We start from the raw sequence: 17,130 nt of genomic DNA on the forward strand, positions 1-17,130 counted from the left end.
TTGACGAAGCCCCCTGGCGGCAAGGCGCCATCACTCCGCTGCCTCCGCGTCAGCAGACACCGCACCGAAATCCTCGGGGAACCGGCGCAGGGCCGAGAGCACGGGATAGGGCGTAAACCCGCCCAGCGCGCAGAGCGAACCGAACTTCATCGTTTCGCACAGGTCTTCGAGCAGGGCGATCTCGTCGGCCAGGCCGCGCGCGCGCTTTTTCGCGTTGTGGATTTGCGGCAGGCTCTCCACCGCATCGGCACTGCGGCCCTGGCGGGCGCGGATGCGGTCGATCACTTCGACGCCGCGCGTGGAGCCCAGGCGGCAGGGCGTGCACTTGCCGCAGGATTCAGCGGCGCAGAACTGCATGGCAAAGCGCGCCTGCGCGCTCATGTCCACGCTATCGTCAAACACGGTCAGCCCGGCGTGGCCGATCAGGCCATCGGCAGCGGCAAAGCTTTCATAATCGAACGGCAGGTGGAAATCGGCCGGCGGGTGATAGGCGCCCAATGGCCCGCCCACTTGCACCGCGCGCACTGGCCGGCCCGAGGCAGTGCCGCCACCGACCACCTCGACCAGTTCGCCCAGCGTGATGCCAAAGCCGACCTCGTACAGCCCGCCATACTTCACGTTGCCGGCGATCTGGATCGGCATCGTACCCTTGGACCGGCCAAAGCCGACATCGGCATAGGCCGCGCCGCCGTTCGCCATAATCCACGGCACCGCCGCCAGAGTCAGCACGTTGTTGACCACGGTGGGCTGGCCAAACAGCCCTTCGAGCGCGGGCAGTGGCGGCTTGGCCCGCACTTCGCCGCGCTTGCCCTCCAGGCTGTTGAGCAGCGAGGTTTCCTCGCCACAGACATAGGCGCCCGCGCCCACGCGCACTTCCACCTCGAACGGGGCGATGTGCGGACGCGCAGCCTGGGCCGCGGCCTGCATCTTGGCGATGGCATGAGGATATTCGCTGCGGATATAGACATAGCCCTTGGCCGCGCCGACGGCATGGGCGGCAATCGCCATGCCTTCGATCAGCATGAAGGGATCGCCTTCCATCACCATGCGATCGGCAAAGGTGCCGCTGTCACCCTCGTCGGCGTTGCAGACGATGTATTTGGGCGTGGCCGGCGCCTTGGCCACAGTGGTCCACTTGATCGCGGCGGGAAAGCCCGCCCCGCCCCGGCCGCGCAGGCCCGAGGCCATGACTTCCGCAATCGTCGCTTCCGGCCCCATTTCGCGCGAACGGGCAAGGCCCGCCCAGCCGCCATGCGCCGCGTAATCCTCAAGGCTCAATGGCCGGGTCTTGCCGGCGCGCGCGAAGGTAAAGCGCTGCTGGCTGGCGATGAAGGGGTGATCGGCGATCGGGCCGATGCCCTTGTCGCTGGTGCCGGCCAGCACGGCAGGCACATCAGCCACATCAAGCGGCCCGAACCCGGCGCCGTCGATCTCGGCCAGGGGTTCGAGCCAGTGCATGCCCCAGCTCGATACCCGCTCCACCGTGCAGCCCGCCGCTTCAAAGGCAGCAGCCACGGCATCGGCGCCACAGGCGAGGGCCAGTGCGTCGTCGGAAATGCGCACGGTCGTGCTCATGCCCACGTCCTTCATGCCAGGCCTCCCACCAGAACATCGAGCTTTTCAGGCGTAAGCCGGGCGTGGAGCGTGTCGCCCACCATCGCGTTCGGCCCCACGCTGCACAGCCCCAGGCAATAGACCGTTTCCACCTTCACCAGCCCATCGGCGCGAAGGCGCGCGGCCAGTGCTTCCACGCCGCGTGCCTGGCAGCTTTCCGCGCGGCACAGCTTGACCACCGGGCGCGGTTCGGGCGCGGTGCGGAAATCGTGATAGAAACTGACCACACCGTGCACTTCGGCGCGGCTGAGATTGAGCGCGTGGGCGATCGCCCGCTCGGCCGCTTCGCTCACATGGCCAAAGACGGCCTGCACATCATGCAGGATCGGCAGCAGGGATCCCTCGCGCCCGGCGTGCGCGGCAAGGATCCGGTCCAGTTCGGCAGGTTCGGTCATGGCGCGAAATGTCGCCCCGTTGGCGCGCGTGGTCAAATCGAATTGCGCAAAGTTTGATAGAATTTCTCTATCACGCCGCCAGAGCGCGCGCCACGTCGAGCGCAGCCAGCGCCAATGGCCCCATCGGCTGGCGATCAAGCACCACCAGCCCCAGCCGCCGCGCGGTTTCGACGCCCTCCATCGGCTGGATCGCCGCCCAATCCAGCCCGGTCAGCAGCGCGGCATAGCTATCGGGGATGATCGTGGCAAAGCGGCCCGACTGCACCAGCGACAGCAGCGCGACATAGCTGTCTGCTACGGCGCGCGGCGCCAGGGCCAGGCCGCGTGCGGCAAACTGCGCGTCGAGGATGCGGCGATACTGCATGCCCTGGTGCAGCAGGCATAGCGGCATGGCAGCCGCCTCTGCCCAATCCATCGCCGCGCCGCTTTCGCGCGCGGCATCGCCATGGGTTACAAAGAGATAGCGTTCCTGCGCCAGCGGCACGGCGATGACGTTGGCGGGTGGCTCGTGATCGAGATAGGTCAACCCGGCATCGCACGACAACGCCTGGAGGTCCTGTTCGATCACCCGGCTGGTGGCCTGGTGGACGGCGAGGTGCAGCCCGGGATAACGGCCCAGCAGCGCATCGCCAAAGCGGCCGACGAGCGGCAGCGCGGCGGGAATGGCGGCAAGGCGGAACCGCCCCGCCAATGGTGCGGCGGTGGCCGCCACGGCCTGGGCCATGCTGCCCATCGCGCCGAGGATCTGTTCGGCCCAGGGCAGCATGGCCTGGCCCTGCGCCGTCAGGTCGATGAAACGCCGGTCGCGCTCTACCAGGCGCTTGCCCAGATCCTGCTCCAACGCCACCAGCCCGGCCGACAGCGTGGGCTGCGACACGCCGCATTCCGCCGCAGCGCGGGCAAAATGGCGCTGACGCGCCAGGGCCACGAAATAGCGCAAGTGGCGCAGCTGCATGAGCGGGGCAAACTCCCTCGAAAATTGAGAGGCTGTTTCTATCACGAAACGCACGGGTAGGCATGGCCCAAAGCCGCCGCCAGGGCCAGCGGCGACGCGGTTATCGCTTCATTTCCGTGGGAACAGGCGCCGCATGGCGATCCAGTAGGGATTACTAAGGGCCATCCCGATGGGCGGCGGCACGGATCGCGCTGACGCCCGCACGTGGGGCAGGCATTCGGGACCGGCGCAAGGGGGACGGTGATTTCATGAAGCCAGAGGGCCAGATCGTTGCACAACCCGCACCGGGCGCGATGCCGGCGGTAGACCTGCTGGCGCGCGGGCGCCGGGTGATCCAGACGGAAGCCGACGCGCTCGATCGCCTGGCGCGCACGCTCGATGCCCGGTTTGCTGATGCGGTGAACCTGCTCCTGGCCACCAAGTCACGGGTGGTGGTGAGTGGCATGGGCAAATCGGGGCATGTCGGGCGCAAGCTGGCGGCGACGCTCGCCGCCACCGGCACGCCGGCCTTCTTCGTCCACCCGGCAGAGGCAGCGCATGGTGACCTGGGCATGCTCACGCCTGACGATCTGCTGCTGGTGCTGTCCAATTCGGGCAACACGCCCGAACTCAGCCCGATCCTGGCCCACGCCGCGCAGCTGGGTTGCCCGGTGATCGGCATCAGTGCGCAGGCGGATTCGATCCTGCTGCGCAGCGCGGATATCGGCCTGGTCCTACCCCCGGCGCGCGAGGCGTGCCCGGCCCATGTCGCGCCCACTACCTCGTCCACGCTGATGCTGGCGCTGGGCGATGCGCTGGCGATTGCCACCATGGCGGCGCGGGGCACGACGCATGCACAGCTGCGCCAGCTTCATCCAGGCGGCGCCATCGGCACCAGCCTGGCCACGGTGGCCGACATCATGCATCGCGGCGATGCCGTGCCCCTAGTGCCCATGGCCATGCCGATGCGCGACGTGCTGCTGGAAATGACCGAAAAGAGCCTGGGCATCGCCGGCGTGGTCGATCGCGCCGGCTGCCTGGTAGGGGCGATCAGCGATGGCGATCTGCGCCGCCATGTCCATGGCCTGCTGACTTCCTGCGCCGAAGACGTGATGACCCATGCCCCGCGCACGGTGCGCGCCGATGCCCGCGCCGCAGACGCGCTGGCCGTGATGAGGCAAGCCAACGTCACCGCGCTGTTCGTGGTGGAAGGCGCAGGCGCCCCGCTGCCCGTCGGCGTGGTGCGCATGGCAGACTGCGCCACGCTCGCCGCTGGCCCGGCGCCCGAAAGCGCGGCAGCGGTGCCTCCGCCCCCTCGGAACCCTCAGGCGCTGTTTGCCTGGGATCGTCCGGCCCAGGCGGCGTCGGCGTAACGGCGATGCCCTTCCCCGTCTTGCCGCCTTCTCCTGATCTTGCCGGCCCGGCTGCTCCTGCGCGCTCCTCGCTGGCGGTCACCTGGTCGGTTTGGCGCGCGCTGATGCTGCGTGAGGCACTCACCCGACTGTTCGCCACACGCATTTCCTGGGCCTGGGTGCTGTTCGAGCCGGTGTTCCACGTCGCCTACCTGCTCGTGCTCTATTCCGCCGTGCGGGTGCACAGCGTGGGCAACCTCGACACACCGGTGTGGATCATGGTCGGCATCCAGACCTTCTTCCTGTTCCGCAAGACCGCCGACCACGTGGCCGGCGCCCCGGCCGACAATTCCGCCCTGTTTGCCTATCGCCAGGTCAAGCCGGTGGATACGCTGGTGGCGCGCGGCCTTCTGGAAGGAGCAAGCTGGCTGGTGATCACCCTGCTGCTGATCGCGCTCCTGGCGCTATGGGGCCACCCTTTTGCCCCGCAGTTTCCATTGGCGATGATGGGGGCCTGCGCAGCGATGTGGCTGCTGGGCGTGGCGTTTGGCATGGTGGTTTCGGCCTGCACCACCTTGATGCGCGAAACGCGACAGGTGCTGCACATTGTGCTGCGGCCGCTCTACATGATTTCGGGGGTAATGTTTCCACTTGGCTCGCTGCCGGCCGATTGGCGCGCACTGCTGATGCTCAATCCCCTGGCCCATGGCGTGGAACTGGTGCGCATGGCCTTGTCAGACAGCTATCAGGCCGTGCCCGAAACCGATGCCGGCTATCTCTTTGCCTGGGTGCTGGGCCTGCTGCTGCTCGGCCTCGCGCTGCAACTGCGCCTGGCGCACAAGGTGGGTGCGCGATGATCGTGGGGCGCGGCCTGTCCAAGCGCTACATGACCGCCCATGGCGCCGGTCCCTGGGTGCTCGACAACGTCAATTTCGTGATCCCGCCACGCGTTAGCGTGGGTATCCTGGGCGCCAATGGCGCGGGCAAATCCACGCTGCTGCGCATTCTGGCGGGGGTGGACAAGCCGACGCGCGGCGCGGTGGAGCGGCATTGCCGCGTATCGTGGCCGCTCGGCTTTGGCGGCGGGTTGCAAGGCACGCTGACCGGGCGCCAGAACGCGCGCTTTGTCTGCCGCATCCACGGGCACGAGGATGACATTCCCGAACGCCTGGCGCGCATTGCCGAATTTGCCGCACTGGGCGACCGCTTCGACCAGCCGATCCGCACTTATTCCACCGGCATGGCGGCGCGCCTGCGCTTTGCCATTTCGCTCGCGTTCGATTTCGACGTCTACATTTCCGATGAGGCGACCTCTGCCGGCGATGCCAGCTTTCGCGCCCGCGCGGCCGAGGAGTTCCGCCGCCGCGCCAACCAGGCCAGCGTGATCATGGTCAGCCACGATCCCGGCACGCTCAAGCGGTTCTGTACTGCCGGCATGCTGCTCCACCAGGGCAGGCTGACCTGGTTCGACCGGCTGGGAGACGCCATCGCGGCCTACAAGGACACCCTGCCCGCATGAGCACCGACCTTGCCTATCCGCCTGCCCCCCCGGCCCCTGCCGCGCCGATCGCGCGCCGGCGGCGCCCCCCGGCCGATCTGCCCGAGCAGGACGCCGGGCCGGGAGAAGCGCCAGCCCTGCCGCTGTCGGGCCCGCGCGAAGCCCCTGGCGCCACCACGCTGCCGCCCGCCCGACGCCCGCGCTGGCGCGCGGCGCAGATTCGCCATCTGGTGCTGGGCCTAGCCGGCGCTGCCAGTCTTGTCGCCAGCGCCTATTGGTGCCTGATCGCCTCTGACCTCTATGTTTCCGAAACCGACGTGGTCGTGCAGCGGGCCGACATGGGCGCGATCGATCCGGGCGGGCTGGGTGGCCTGCTGTCGGGCCTGGCTGGCGCGGGCGGCGGCAATCGCAATGACCAGATGCTGCTGCGCAACCACCTGCTTTCGCAAGACATGCTCGCCCGGCTCGACACGCGGCTGCACTTGCGCGCGCACTATGCTGATCATCGCCACGACTGGCTTTCGCGCCTGAGCGCCGCCAACGCGCCGATGGCGCGCTTTCGCGATTACATGAAAGCGCGCGTCCGCGTCGATTATGACGACAATGCCGGCGTGCTTCATGTGGAGGCCAGCGCCTATGACCCGGCCACGGCGCAGGCAATCGTGGCGGCCATGCTGCACGAAGGCGCCGCTTTCATGAATGCCAACGATCACCGCCTGGCCCAGACCCAGGTGGATTTCCTGGCCAGCGAGGCAGCGCAGATGGGCAAGCGCAACCAGCAGGCCCGCCAGGCCGTGCTCGATTTCCAGAGCCGGGAAGGCATGGTGTCGCCCGATGGCACGCTCGACGCCGTGGCCGGCACGATCGCGCAACTTGAATCCCGCAAAAGCGCCTTGCAAACACAGTTGGGCACGCTGGAAGCCTACCTGGTTTCGGCCCATCCCGACGTGGTGGCCGTGCGCCAGCAGATCGCCGCGATCGATGCCGAACTGGCACGCGAACGCGCCCGCGCCGCCGCGCCCGAGCCGGGCGCGCTCAACCGCCGCGCTGATGCGTTCCGCCAGTTGCAGCAGGAAGCGCAGTTCAGCCAGTCGCTCTACCAGACGACGCTGGCCGCGCTGGAAAAGGGGCGAATCACCGCGATGCAGGCGATGAAGCAGATCTCGGTGGTCCAGGCGCCAACCCTGCCCGAATATCCCGCGCGCCCGCGCCGGCTGTACAACGCTCTCGTCTTCACGCTCGCCGCGTTTCTTGCTGCGGCCATTGCACTGCTGCTGGTGTCGGTGGTGCGCGACCACGTCGACTGATCTTTCCCACCCTTCGGTTTGCCAAAAAGGAGCGCCTACCCATGCGCCGCACCTGCCGCCCCATGCCCAGCCCTGGTCGGCTGGCGCTGGGCCTTTCGCTCGCCTTCGCCGCGCTGGCCGCGCCTTTGCCAGCACCGGCGCAGGGATTGCCGCCTGGCGTGATGGGCCAGATGCTGCAAAGCGCCGATCCGGCCACGCTGGCTGCCATCGCCAATGCCATGGGCAATACTGGCGGCAGCGGCACCAGCCTGCCCGCCATGCCGCTGGCCGTGCCGACCGCCAGCCCCAATCCTGCGCAGCCGGTGCCGGTGGATGGCGCGGCTCCTTCCGTGGCGCCGGGCAATGCGGCCGCTTCCGGGCAGTATGTTGCCAACGCGATCAGCCCGGTGTTCGGTGCGCAGCTGTTCACCGGCGCGTTTGCCCGCGCGGGCGCAGCGCATTTCAACCCGGATTACGTGATCACCCCGGGCGATCAGGTGGTGCTGCGGCTGTGGGGCGCATTCCAATATGCCCAGGTCCAGACGGTGGACCCGCAGGGCAACGTCTTCCTGCCCAACATCGGCCCGATCCATCTGGCCGGGGTGCGCAACCAGGATCTGCAACGCGTGATCACCGGGGCGGCGGCTGGCACGTTTCGCAGCAATGTCTATGTCTATGCCTCGCTGGCAGAGGCGCAACCGGTGCGCGTGTTCGTCGGCGGCTTTGTGCGGCGACCGGGGCTCTATGACGGCACCAGCATGGACGGCTTGCTGCACTATCTCGATGCCGCCGGCGGCATCGATCCCGATCGCGGCACGTTCATCGATGTGGAGGTCAAGCGCGGGGAGCAGGTGCGCGCGCACGTGAACCTCTACCAGTTCCTGTTTCGCGGGGTGATGCCGCCCTTGCCGCTGGCCGATGGCGACGTGATCTTTGTCGGCCCGCGCCAACAGACGGTGACGGTGCTAGGCCTCGCCAACAATGCCAATGTCTTTGAATTTCCGCGCAATGCCCATCCCACCACGGCAGATGTCGCCCTGCTCGCCGGGCCGCAGCCGGTTGCCACCCACATGCGCATTACCCGCGCCACCGGGCCGATCCGCAATGTCGACTATCGCCCGCTGGGCGAGGCCGGCGCTTTGCCAGTGGGCAATGGCGATACCATCGAATTCACCTCGGACCAGAAAAACGGCACGATCACCGTGCGGATCGAGGGAGAGCATGAAAGCCGGCAGGAATATGTGCTGCCCTATGGCGCGCGCCTGGGCGACTTGTTGCGCCAGATCCGCTTTTCCGAGCGATCGGATGCCACCAGCATCCAACTGTTCCGGCAAAGCGTGAAGGACCGCCAGAAAACCATGCTCGACGCCAGCCTGCACAGCCTGGAGCAGGCCGCGCTGACCGCGCGATCGGGCACCAATGATGAAAGCCAGTTGCGCCACAACGAGGCTGACCTGATCCTGCAATGGATCGACCGCGCGCGGAAGGTGCAGCCCCTGGGCCAGGTGGTGATCGGGCAAGGCCCCGCGCGCGATGACCTGCTGCTGGAAAACGGCGATCTGCTGCGCGTGCCGACGCGCGATGGGCTGGTGCTGGTGAGCGGGGAAGTGCTGTTCCCCAATGCCGTGGCCTGGCAGGCCGGGCTCGACGCCACCAGCTATGTCGAGCGGGCCGGCGGCTTTACCCAGAAAAGCGCCGCCCGCCGGATCGTGGTGGCCCATGCCGATGGCAGTTTCGAGGAAGTGGCCGCGCAAAGCCGCGCGGTGCGCAGTGGCGATGATCTGCTCGTGCTGCCGCGCATCGACACCAAATCGCGCCAGATCCTCAAAGACATGACGCAGATTCTCTATCAGATCGCGGTTAGCGCCAAAGTGGTGCTAGGGCTTTGATCCTCGCTGTGTTTTTTGCTGTTCATGACTGGCGCGCGGCCCCTATGCTGGGTGCCTCAGCCCGCCGGAGACCGCATGATCGCCGCATTGCCACCGACGATCGAACCGGCCGTTCCGGCAGTATCGGCCACGACGCCAGTGCCGGTGCCGCCAGCGGCCGACGTGATCGAGGTGACCGCCGCGCGCACGCCCGCCACCCTGCATATCGACCGGCGCACCTACCAGGTGCAGCAAACCCCGCAATCGGCGCAGAAGGATACGCTGCAATTGCTGCGCGGGCTGCCCGCCGTGACGGTAACCCCTGATGACCAGATCCTGTTGCTGGGCGCCGGGAACGCCAGGATCTATGTCGATGGGCATCCCTACGCCGGCAATGCGCAGCAATATCTGCGCACGCTGCACGGCAGCGATATCGCGCGGATCGAAGTGATCACCAATCCTTCGGCGCAGTTTTCCGCCGAAGGCACGGGCGGCGTGATCAATCTTGTACTGCGCCAGGCACGGCACGCGGGCTGGTCGGGCAATGCCAGCGTGGAAACCTCCAGCTATGGCCATGGCCTGATCGATACCACGCTGCATTACCGACGCGGGCGGTGGAGCTATGAACTGAAAGCAGGCGGCAATATTGGCACGATGGTGCGCGCACACGATGCCGCCAGCCGCCACGTCGAGTCCGATGGTGGCGGTGCGGCCACGGCCTATACGCGATCGGGACAGAGCGATAGCGGTGGCACGGACGGCCGGCTAAGCGGCAAGGCGACCTATGAGATCGACGCCAAGACCACCGTGTCGCTGGGCCTGGGCGGTGGAGGCGGCCACGATATCACCCACACCCGCGCCAGCTATCAGGGCCTCACCCCCGATTTCAACAGCTTTGCCGAAACCCGGCGGTTGAGCAGCGTGGCCAGTTTCCTGACCGGCGAACTCGATGTCGATCATCGCGGCACGCGCGAGGGGGAAACGCTGACCGCCACGGCGCAGCTCTATACCAACCCCATGGTGCGGGATGAAACCGTGGCCCGGTTCAGCAACGGCGGTGGCTTTGCCACGGTCTTGCGCACTCCCACCACCACGATCGACGGGCAGGTGGACTGGAAGCACCCGATCGGCGCGCACCAGTTGCTTTCGCTGGGCACCAGTTGGCACCGCGACAGCACATCGCAGGCCTATTCCCTGAGCAGCGAGGCAAGCGACGGCGCACCGGCACCCCTTGCCAACGATCGCTTTGCCGGGCGCAGTATCACGCTGACGGCCTATGCCAGCGTGCAGCAGACGCTGGGCAAGCTGACCATCGCCCCGGGCCTGCGCGCCGAACGCAACGTGCGGCGGATTGACAGCCCGGGTGAAGACCGCCTGGTGCTTGGCCGCACCGCCGTTTTTCCCAGCCTGCATATCCAGTTCGCGAGCAGCAAGATGCTGACCCTGGCGGCCAGCTACAGCCAGCGGATCGAGCGGGCACCGCTCGACTATCTGCGCCCCTATACCGTGGTCGAAGACCCGCTCACCCTGTTCCAGGGCAGCCCTGCGTTGCGGGACCAGACCACCGCATCGTGGGAAGGCAGCCTGCAATACCGGCGCGGTGCGATCGAAACCAATCTCACTGCCTATTGGCGCACCACCAGCAACGTGTGGAGCACGACCTATGCCGCCACTGCGGCAGGGGCGAGCATCTATGGCTATGTCAATGCCGGCCGCAGCCGCAGCGCCGGCGCGCAGTTCGATCTGAGCGCGCCACTGCTGCGCCATGTCAAGCTCAGCGCCAGCGCCAACTTGTTCGACCAGCGCAACCCGATCGATGTGCCGGGCGGGCAGCAGTTGCTGCACACCATGCGCGCCAGCACCAACGGCACGCTGGAATGGAGTGGCACCGCGCGGGGCGACGTGCCGGCTGACGTGGCGCAGTTGCAATGGTCCTACAACAGCCCGTCGCGCGCCTGGCAGGTGCGCGACGCCGCCTGGGGCGAAGCGAGCATGATCATGACGCACAGCTTTGATCGCACGCTGTCGCTTTCGGCCACGCTGCGCGTGCCCGGCCGCACGCGCCAGGAACTCTCCGCGCCGCTCGTGCAGGGATCATCCTGGCGCCAGCGCACCACGGAATTTCAACTCAAGCTGCTCAAGACATTGGGCTGAACCGTGCCGGCGTCAGGCCTGATCAGGCAGCGCGCGGTAGCGGAAGGCGCGGAACACCACCTGCCCCTTGCCGGCAGCGAACAATGCCGGGCGCAGGCTGAGCAGATTGTCGAGCGTGTTGGCGTTATACCCCTCGACATAGCTGCGCACGCCATGGCGCGTCCAAGCCTGGCCATCGAGGCTGTAGTAGAAGGTCACTACCTGCCGTTCGTTGGTAATGCGCATGTGCAGGCGGCGCGTGGGCGGCGCCGGTTCCTGCCAATATGTGGGCTTGCCACCGCGATAGCTGATCATGCGCCGTCCATCGATGCCCATGCCCAGGAACAGCCGGTCATCGAAGAACAGCAGCAGGCCACCCTGCGTTTCGCCTTGCAGTTCGACATCCACCTCGATCGCATAGGCGCAGTCCCCCACTTGCTGGGTCAGCACCGTTGCATCCTGCGGACTGCTGCCCTTGGCAGCCAGCGCCAGGCTGTTGCCAGACACCTGCACGCGCGCGCTGTCCGAGGGCGCGCTGGCATAGAGCGACCACAGGCGACCGAGTCCATCGGCGGCAAAGTCGTCGGAATGCGCCAGGCCATGAGGCAACGCCTGGCCGCCAGGCTTGGCCAGCGGCCGTGAGAGATCACCCCCCGTGGCGCGGAACCAACCATCGGCGGTCCATTCGATGGGCTCGAGCAAGGTTTGCCGGCCCAACGTGAGATAGCCGTTTTCATAACCGTGATAGACCATGAACCAGCGCCCGCCCGGCCCTTCCACAACGGTGGCATGGCCGCGCGACCACCACGGGTCAGCATCCGATGTGGCGCGCACGATCGGGTTATGCGGGCAATTCTCCCATGGCCCGTTGATCGATCGCGCCCGCGCCACCGCGACCATGTGCCCTGTCGCCGGGCCACTGGTGCCACCCACCGCGTTGACGAGGTAGAACCACGGCCCACGGCGAAACAGCTTGGGGCCTTCGGGAGACCACGCCTCGGTGATCCAGTCATCGGGATAATGCCATGCCTGGTAGGCGGTTTCGACCGGGCCAGCGGTGGCCAGGCCATCGGCAGTCAGGCGCACCCGCTTGCCACCATTGAAGAACAGGTAGCGGTGGCCATCCTCGCCCACGACATGGCCAGGATCGATCAGTTCGCCGATCCCAAGATCGATGGGATCGCTCCACGGCCCTTCCATCGACGGCGCGTGGATGACGTAGATATTGGCGAAACTGGCGAGCGGCGGTGACCACGGCGCCTTCATGAACGGGATGTAGATGAAATAGCGATCGCCGCGCTTGGCAATATCGACGGCGAACACGGTGCCCAGGGGCTTGGCCAAGGCCGGGCCGAGCGGGCGCCAGTTCACCAAATCGCGCGAATGCCAGATCAGCAGCCCGGGCGCCGCATCGAACGACGAATGCGTCATGTAATAATCATCGCCGTCCTTCAGCACCGAAGGATCGGGATAGTCGCCCGCCAGGATGGGGTTGAGGTAGCGCCCATCACCCATGTCGGCCTTGCGCTGGCCCTCTATGCCGCGCGGCCACGCAGGCCGGAACGACTGGCCAAGCGCGGTGCAGGCGCGGCGGTCGTCGCTTGCCGGCGCCTGCCTCGCCGCCGCGCCCGCCCCGGCGCCCGAGCCAGCCACGGCGCTGGCGAGCGCGAGCTTGATGGTTGCGCGGCGGGTTTGCATCGGCTTCTCCAGATTAGAATTATCATACTTGTATGAACGGGGCGCTGGCGCATGGCAAGGTGGCATCAGCCGTGGCTGGCCGGAGGCGCGGGCCGGTGCAGCGGCCATGACCAAATTGTCATGGAACACATCCTCCACCCCGCGCTTTATCGCCCCAAAGGAGATTTCTCGATGCGCAAGGCTCTGGTTCTGATCGCTGCGATGGCTGCCACTGCGACCGTTTCGGTCCAGCCGGCCATGGCCAAGGGATGCATCCGCGGCGCCATGGCGGGCGGCGTTGCCGGTCACTTCGTTGGCAAGGGCCATGCGCTGGCCGGTGCTGCGGCAGGTTGCATCGTTGCCCATCACCACTATGCCAAGAAGGCCCGTGAAGCCAAGGCCGCTGCGCACGCAGGCCATCCGGGTTGAAGATCACCCCGGATCGCCGGCATGCCGCGCTAGAGGCGCGCCGGGCGCTGAAAATGGCGCGCTCGGTGCACGCCTATGTGCGCGGCAATACGGCACAATTTTATGAATGGCTGGAAGCCTCGCCGGTTATGGCCCAAGTGCCGGTGGGGCCGAAGTTGTGGATCTGTGGCGATTGCCATCTTGGCAATCTCGGGCCGCTGGCCGATCGGCACCACGATTTCGCCATCCAAATCCGCGATCTTGACCAGACGGTGATCGGCAATCCGGCGCTAGATCTTATTCGCCTGGGCCTTTCGCTGGAAACGGCGGCGCGCAGTTCAGACCTACCGGGCATTGTCACCGCGCAGATGCTGGCCGCGATGATCGACGGCTATTCCCGCGCGCTTTCCCCCGAGCCTGAAGACGATCCCACCGAGCCAAAGGTGGTGCGCGCGGTGCGTCGCCGTGCGGCCGGGCGCAAATGGCGCCATCTTGCCAACGAGCGGATCGACGGCCCCACGCCCAGCCTGCCGCTGGGCAAGCGTTTCTGGCCCTTGGCGGCGGCCGAACGCGACGCCATTACCGCCCTTTTCGACGATCCAACCGTGCGCACCAAGGCGCTGGCCTTGGCCGGGCATGCCGGCGATGGGCGGGTGCGCGTGCTGGATGCGGCCTATTGGCGCAAGGGGTGCAGTTCGCTGGGCCGGCTGCGCTATGCCGTCGTGCTTGGCGTTGGCGCGCAGGACAAGGGCCCGGAATACCTGGCGCTGGTGGATATCAAGGAAGCGGTGCATTCCGTGGCGCCAGTTGCCGATGGGGTGGCGATGCCCAGCAACCCGGCCGCGCGCGTGGTTGCGGGGGCCTGTGCGCTGGCGCCCAATCTGGGGGAACGGATGATCCCGGCCCATCTCTTGGGCAAGCCCGTGGTGCTGCGCGAACTGGCGCCGCAGGACCTCAAGATCGAGGTGGAGCAGTTCTCGCGCCGCCAAGCCGTGTCGGCGGCATCCTATCTCGCCTATATCGTCGGCATGGCCCATGCCCGGCAGATGAGCGACGATGTGCGCCGCGCCTGGCAAGACGCATTGCAACCAGCCCCTGCCGACGACCAGGCACCATCGTGGCTGTGGCGCAGCGTGGTCGATCTCGCCGCCCGGCACGAGGCCGGCTATCTCGACCATTGCCGCCGCCTGGCATGATGCAGCCCCACTAACGGGCTCCAGGCGCCCTCCGGAAATCCGAATCCGCAGCGATTCCCGCCCTGTGGCGCCGGTGAAATCGTGCGCCAGCGTTATGCGTGCAGCGGGTCGCATCCGAAACGAAGTTAAATACTCAGTATTTGTGCGGATGGCGCTTTAGCCGCGTCCGCGATTGATTGCTTCCGGAGGTTTCTGGGCTCGCGAGGCGGGCGGAACTGGGGAATGATCCTTTCACCGGCAGCATCACGCCGCCGATCACTCGCAATACGGTCGCCCGCGCGGCGGTGGCTCCGGTCTGCCATCCACTGGCCGAACCACCGCCCGCCATGGCGGCCCACTGCGCACCGGTTTCGCGGCTTTGGCCGGGCGTGCCGCCATCGGCATCCCGCCCAAAGCCCGGGGCTCTGCAATCTTAAGGCTTTTGCCACGGGATATCACGTAGGAAAGGGGGCATGCGCCATGGCCACTGCGGCGCCTTTGAGGGATGAAACCGAAGAGATGATGACCCCAGCCCACCGCTTCAAGCGGGTTTCCGTGATCGGCCTTGGCTATATCGGCCTGCCGACGGCCGCCGTCTTCGCCTCGCGCGGGATCGAAGTGATCGGTGTGGACGTCAACGAAATCGCCGTGCAGACGATCAACAAGGGGCGCATCCACATCGTGGAGCCCGATCTTGACATGGTCGTCCACGCGGCAGCGCGCGAAGGTCGCCTGCGCGCAACCTTGCGGCCAGAGCCGGCCGACGCTTTCCTCATCGCCGTGCCCACGCCGTTCCGCGATGGGCACGAGCCGGACCTTTCCTATATCGAGGCGGCTGCCAACGCGATCGCCCCGGTTTTGGCCAAGGGCAACCTGGTGGTGCTCGAATCCACCTCGCCGGTCGGCACGACCGAGCAGATCGCCGCGTGGCTGGCGCAGGCACGGCCCGATCTGTCGTTCCCGCAAGACGCGGGCGAGGCCGCAGACATCGCCGTGGCCTATTGCCCCGAACGCGTGCTGCCCGGCCATGTCCTGCGCGAACTGGTGGAGAACGACCGCGTGATCGGCGGCCTCACCCCGCGCTGCTCGGCCGAGGCGGTTTCGCTCTACAGCACGTTCGTGAAGGGCGAATGCGTGGTGACCAGCGCGCGCACGGCGGAAATGTGCAAGCTGACCGAAAACGCCTTTCGCGACGTGAACATCGCCTTTGCCAACGAACTGTCGATCATCTGCGACAAGCTGGACATCAGCGTGTGGGAGCTGATCCGGCTGGCCAACCGCCATCCGCGCGTCAACATCCTGCAGCCCGGCCCGGGCGTGGGCGGGCACTGCATCGCGGTGGACCCGTGGTTCATCGTCAACCGCAGCCCGGAAGAGGCGCGGCTGATCCACACCGCGCGCCAGGTTAACGACAGCAAGCCACACTGGGTGGTTGAAAAGGTGCTGGCCGCCGCCCGCGCCGTCGCCGCGCGCAAGGGCTGCACGCCCGATCAGGTGCGCGTCGCCACCTTCGGCCTCGCCTTCAAGCCCGATATCGACGATCTGCGCGAAAGCCCGGCGGTGGATATCGTGAAGGAACTGGCCACCCATTTCACCCGGCCCTTGCTGGTCGTGGAACCGAACATTGCCGTGCTGCCGCCCGCGCTGGCGGCCTGCGGCGTGGAACTGATCGATGGCTTTGCCGCCCTCGATCAGGCCGATGTCTGGACCCTGCTGGTTGACCATCGCCCGTTCAAGACCGTTTCGCCCAAGCGGCGCGACGGGGTGGAGATCGTCGACGCGCGCGGGATCTGGACGGACTGAGCACCCGATCCGCCAGGCCTGCTGCCTTATACGCAGCCGGGCCGGCGGATAACGCGGCCAGGGTGGCAACATTGCCACCGATACCGGCCATGCGTTTCGGATCGGGTGTTCGCCACAGCTATGCTCGCCCCGCCTGGCCGGGGCGCCGTGGGGAGCCGATGACCGACACGCAAACCCTTGCCCATGCGCTGCCCGCGCCATCATGCCATGCACCCGCGCTGGCAACTGCATCGGCACTGGCCCTGTCACCAGCGCTGGGCCAGGAAAGCGGGGTCATGCAAGGCGGCAATGACGGCGCCGGTATCTCCCCCGGCGATGGCGACCACAGCGACGCTGCCGCAGATGCCGCCGCCGCTCCGTGCGTCAACCCTGGCGACGCGGCACTGCTCGCGGCCGATCTCGCCGCCTATGCCGCAGAGGCGGCAGCGTGGCGCGCCGCCGCCCAGCACGCGCGCCTGGCCGCCGCGCAGCAGGCCGAGCGGCACGAACGCGCCTTGGCCAGCTACGAAACACGCGTGGCGGCGCTGGAAGATTCGCCGGCCTATCGCCTGGGAGACGCACTGTTGCAGCGCTGGCGCAAGCCGCAGCGCTGGCTCGGCATGCCTGCCGCGCTGCTTGCGCTGCGCCGTCCGGCAACGCGTCCCTCCCCCGCCATCCCCGCCTTACCCGAAGCCACCCCGGCGCAGGACGATGCCTTGGCACAGGTTCCGCCTCCCGCCGCTCTCCCGCCTCTGCCGCGCCTGTCACCCATGGCTCTGTCACGGGCAGAGGCCCAGGCCGCGCGCAAGGCCCAGCAACACGAACGCCGCGCGCGGATCGCGCGGGCCGACGCCCATGCGGCACGGGCACGAGCGCTGCGCCAGTCTGATCCCGTGGCGGCCGCGCAGGCCGCGCAAGAGGCCCATGCCGCCGATCCGCAACCGTGGCGGGCGAAATGGCTGGCATTCCGGCTCTATGATGCCGGCGAACTGACCCGGCCTGCCGCAC

General features: G+C 67.3%; 14 protein-coding genes. 10 read left to right on the forward strand and 4 right to left on the reverse strand.

Annotated elements, in window-relative coordinates:
- Positions 1–30: 30 nt before the first annotated feature.
- The 3 genes from SCA01S_RS17230 to SCA01S_RS17240 form a co-directional block, all read right to left on the reverse strand.
- Positions 31–1,575, reverse strand: coding sequence for an NADH-ubiquinone oxidoreductase-F iron-sulfur binding region domain-containing protein (locus tag SCA01S_RS17230; protein ID WP_062787828.1), 1,545 nt, complete (start codon positions 1,573–1,575; stop codon positions 31–33).
- An 11-nt stretch (positions 1,576–1,586) separates the two neighbouring features.
- Positions 1,587–2,009, reverse strand: a complete 423-nt coding sequence (locus tag SCA01S_RS17235) for an NAD(P)H-dependent oxidoreductase subunit E (RefSeq protein ID WP_062787796.1) — start codon at positions 2,007–2,009, stop codon at positions 1,587–1,589.
- A 70-nt stretch (positions 2,010–2,079) separates the two neighbouring features.
- Positions 2,080–2,964 carry a LysR family transcriptional regulator gene (locus tag SCA01S_RS17240; RefSeq protein WP_062787798.1) on the reverse strand — a complete coding sequence of 295 codons (885 nt, stop codon included), beginning with the start codon at positions 2,962–2,964 and terminating at the stop codon, positions 2,080–2,082.
- Positions 2,965–3,212: 248 nt separating this feature from the next.
- On the opposite strand from SCA01S_RS17240, the gene SCA01S_RS17245 reads away from it, so the two are divergent.
- The 6 genes from SCA01S_RS17245 to SCA01S_RS17270 all read left to right on the forward strand — a co-directional run bounded on the left by SCA01S_RS17245 (position 3,213) and on the right by SCA01S_RS17270 (position 11,101).
- Positions 3,213–4,316 carry a KpsF/GutQ family sugar-phosphate isomerase gene (locus SCA01S_RS17245; RefSeq protein ID WP_231627711.1) on the forward strand — a complete coding sequence of 368 codons (1,104 nt, stop codon included), beginning with the start codon at positions 3,213–3,215 and terminating at the stop codon, positions 4,314–4,316.
- A 5-nt stretch (positions 4,317–4,321) separates the two neighbouring features.
- A complete protein-coding gene (locus SCA01S_RS17250; RefSeq protein ID WP_051146424.1) occupies positions 4,322–5,152 on the forward strand; it encodes an ABC transporter permease in 831 nt (276 codons plus the stop codon).
- Positions 5,149–5,814 (forward strand): ABC transporter ATP-binding protein, encoded by a 666-nt coding sequence (locus SCA01S_RS17255; protein ID WP_062787802.1) that lies wholly within the window; start codon positions 5,149–5,151, stop codon positions 5,812–5,814. Before SCA01S_RS17250 ends, SCA01S_RS17255 begins: the two co-directional genes overlap by 4 nt.
- On the forward strand, positions 5,811–7,100 hold the full coding sequence (locus tag SCA01S_RS17260; protein ID WP_062787804.1) for a KpsE/RkpR family capsule polysaccharide export protein: 1,290 nt from the start codon (positions 5,811–5,813) through the stop codon (positions 7,098–7,100). Before SCA01S_RS17255 ends, SCA01S_RS17260 begins: the two co-directional genes overlap by 4 nt.
- A gap of 41 nt (positions 7,101–7,141) precedes the next feature.
- On the forward strand, positions 7,142–8,968 hold the full coding sequence (locus tag SCA01S_RS17265; RefSeq protein WP_218016416.1) for a polysaccharide biosynthesis/export family protein: 1,827 nt from the start codon (positions 7,142–7,144) through the stop codon (positions 8,966–8,968).
- A 75-nt stretch (positions 8,969–9,043) separates the two neighbouring features.
- Positions 9,044–11,101, forward strand: a complete 2,058-nt coding sequence (locus SCA01S_RS17270; RefSeq protein WP_062787806.1) for a TonB-dependent receptor — start codon at positions 9,044–9,046, stop codon at positions 11,099–11,101.
- 12 nt (positions 11,102–11,113) lie between these two features.
- On the opposite strand, the gene SCA01S_RS17275 is transcribed toward SCA01S_RS17270, so the two are convergent.
- Positions 11,114–12,778 (reverse strand): family 43 glycosylhydrolase, encoded by a 1,665-nt coding sequence (locus SCA01S_RS17275; protein WP_062787807.1) that lies wholly within the window; start codon positions 12,776–12,778, stop codon positions 11,114–11,116.
- A 171-nt stretch (positions 12,779–12,949) separates the two neighbouring features.
- Between SCA01S_RS17275 and SCA01S_RS17280 the strand changes: the two genes are divergently transcribed.
- The 4 genes from SCA01S_RS17280 to SCA01S_RS17295 all read left to right on the forward strand — a co-directional run.
- Positions 12,950–13,186 carry a hypothetical protein gene (locus tag SCA01S_RS17280; protein ID WP_028657447.1) on the forward strand — a complete coding sequence of 79 codons (237 nt, stop codon included), beginning with the start codon at positions 12,950–12,952 and terminating at the stop codon, positions 13,184–13,186.
- Positions 13,183–14,361: a DUF2252 family protein gene (locus SCA01S_RS17285; protein WP_062787809.1), complete on the forward strand. Its 1,179-nt coding sequence runs from the start codon at positions 13,183–13,185 to the stop codon at positions 14,359–14,361. Before SCA01S_RS17280 ends, SCA01S_RS17285 begins: the two co-directional genes overlap by 4 nt.
- A gap of 498 nt (positions 14,362–14,859) precedes the next feature.
- Positions 14,860–16,143, forward strand: coding sequence for a UDP-N-acetyl-D-mannosamine dehydrogenase (gene wecC, locus SCA01S_RS17290; RefSeq protein ID WP_211183278.1), 1,284 nt, complete (start codon positions 14,860–14,862; stop codon positions 16,141–16,143).
- 89 nt (positions 16,144–16,232) lie between these two features.
- Positions 16,233–17,130: hypothetical protein (locus SCA01S_RS17295; protein WP_157089029.1), on the forward strand; the 898-nt coding region annotated here is incomplete at its 3' end.

The sequence above is a fragment of the Novosphingobium capsulatum NBRC 12533 genome, assembly GCF_001598375.1.
Taxonomy (GTDB): Bacteria; Pseudomonadota; Alphaproteobacteria; order Sphingomonadales; family Sphingomonadaceae; genus Novosphingobium; species Novosphingobium capsulatum.

What these genes read in the sequence shown, in the direction of transcription:
- SCA01S_RS17255 (WP_062787802.1), top strand. Translation starts at nt 5,149, where the DNA reads ATGATCGTGGGGCGCGGCCTGTCCAAGCGCTACATGACCGCCCATGGC.
- SCA01S_RS17245 (WP_231627711.1), top strand. Translation starts at nt 3,213, where the DNA reads ATGAAGCCAGAGGGCCAGATCGTTGCACAACCCGCACCGGGCGCGATG.
- SCA01S_RS17260 (WP_062787804.1), top strand. Translation starts at nt 5,811, where the DNA reads ATGAGCACCGACCTTGCCTATCCGCCTGCCCCCCCGGCCCCTGCCGCG.
- SCA01S_RS17235 (WP_062787796.1), bottom strand. Translation starts at nt 2,009, where the DNA reads ATGACCGAACCTGCCGAACTGGACCGGATCCTTGCCGCGCACGCCGGG.
- SCA01S_RS17275 (WP_062787807.1), bottom strand. Translation starts at nt 12,778, where the DNA reads ATGCAAACCCGCCGCGCAACCATCAAGCTCGCGCTCGCCAGCGCCGTG.
- SCA01S_RS17240 (WP_062787798.1), bottom strand. Translation starts at nt 2,964, where the DNA reads ATGCAGCTGCGCCACTTGCGCTATTTCGTGGCCCTGGCGCGTCAGCGC.
- SCA01S_RS17230 (WP_062787828.1), bottom strand. Translation starts at nt 1,575, where the DNA reads ATGAGCACGACCGTGCGCATTTCCGACGACGCACTGGCCCTCGCCTGT.
- SCA01S_RS17280 (WP_028657447.1), top strand. Translation starts at nt 12,950, where the DNA reads ATGCGCAAGGCTCTGGTTCTGATCGCTGCGATGGCTGCCACTGCGACC.
- SCA01S_RS17250 (WP_051146424.1), top strand. Translation starts at nt 4,322, where the DNA reads ATGCCCTTCCCCGTCTTGCCGCCTTCTCCTGATCTTGCCGGCCCGGCT.
- SCA01S_RS17265 (WP_218016416.1), top strand. Translation starts at nt 7,142, where the DNA reads ATGCGCCGCACCTGCCGCCCCATGCCCAGCCCTGGTCGGCTGGCGCTG.
- SCA01S_RS17270 (WP_062787806.1), top strand. Translation starts at nt 9,044, where the DNA reads ATGATCGCCGCATTGCCACCGACGATCGAACCGGCCGTTCCGGCAGTA.
- wecC (WP_211183278.1), top strand. Translation starts at nt 14,860, where the DNA reads ATGATGACCCCAGCCCACCGCTTCAAGCGGGTTTCCGTGATCGGCCTT.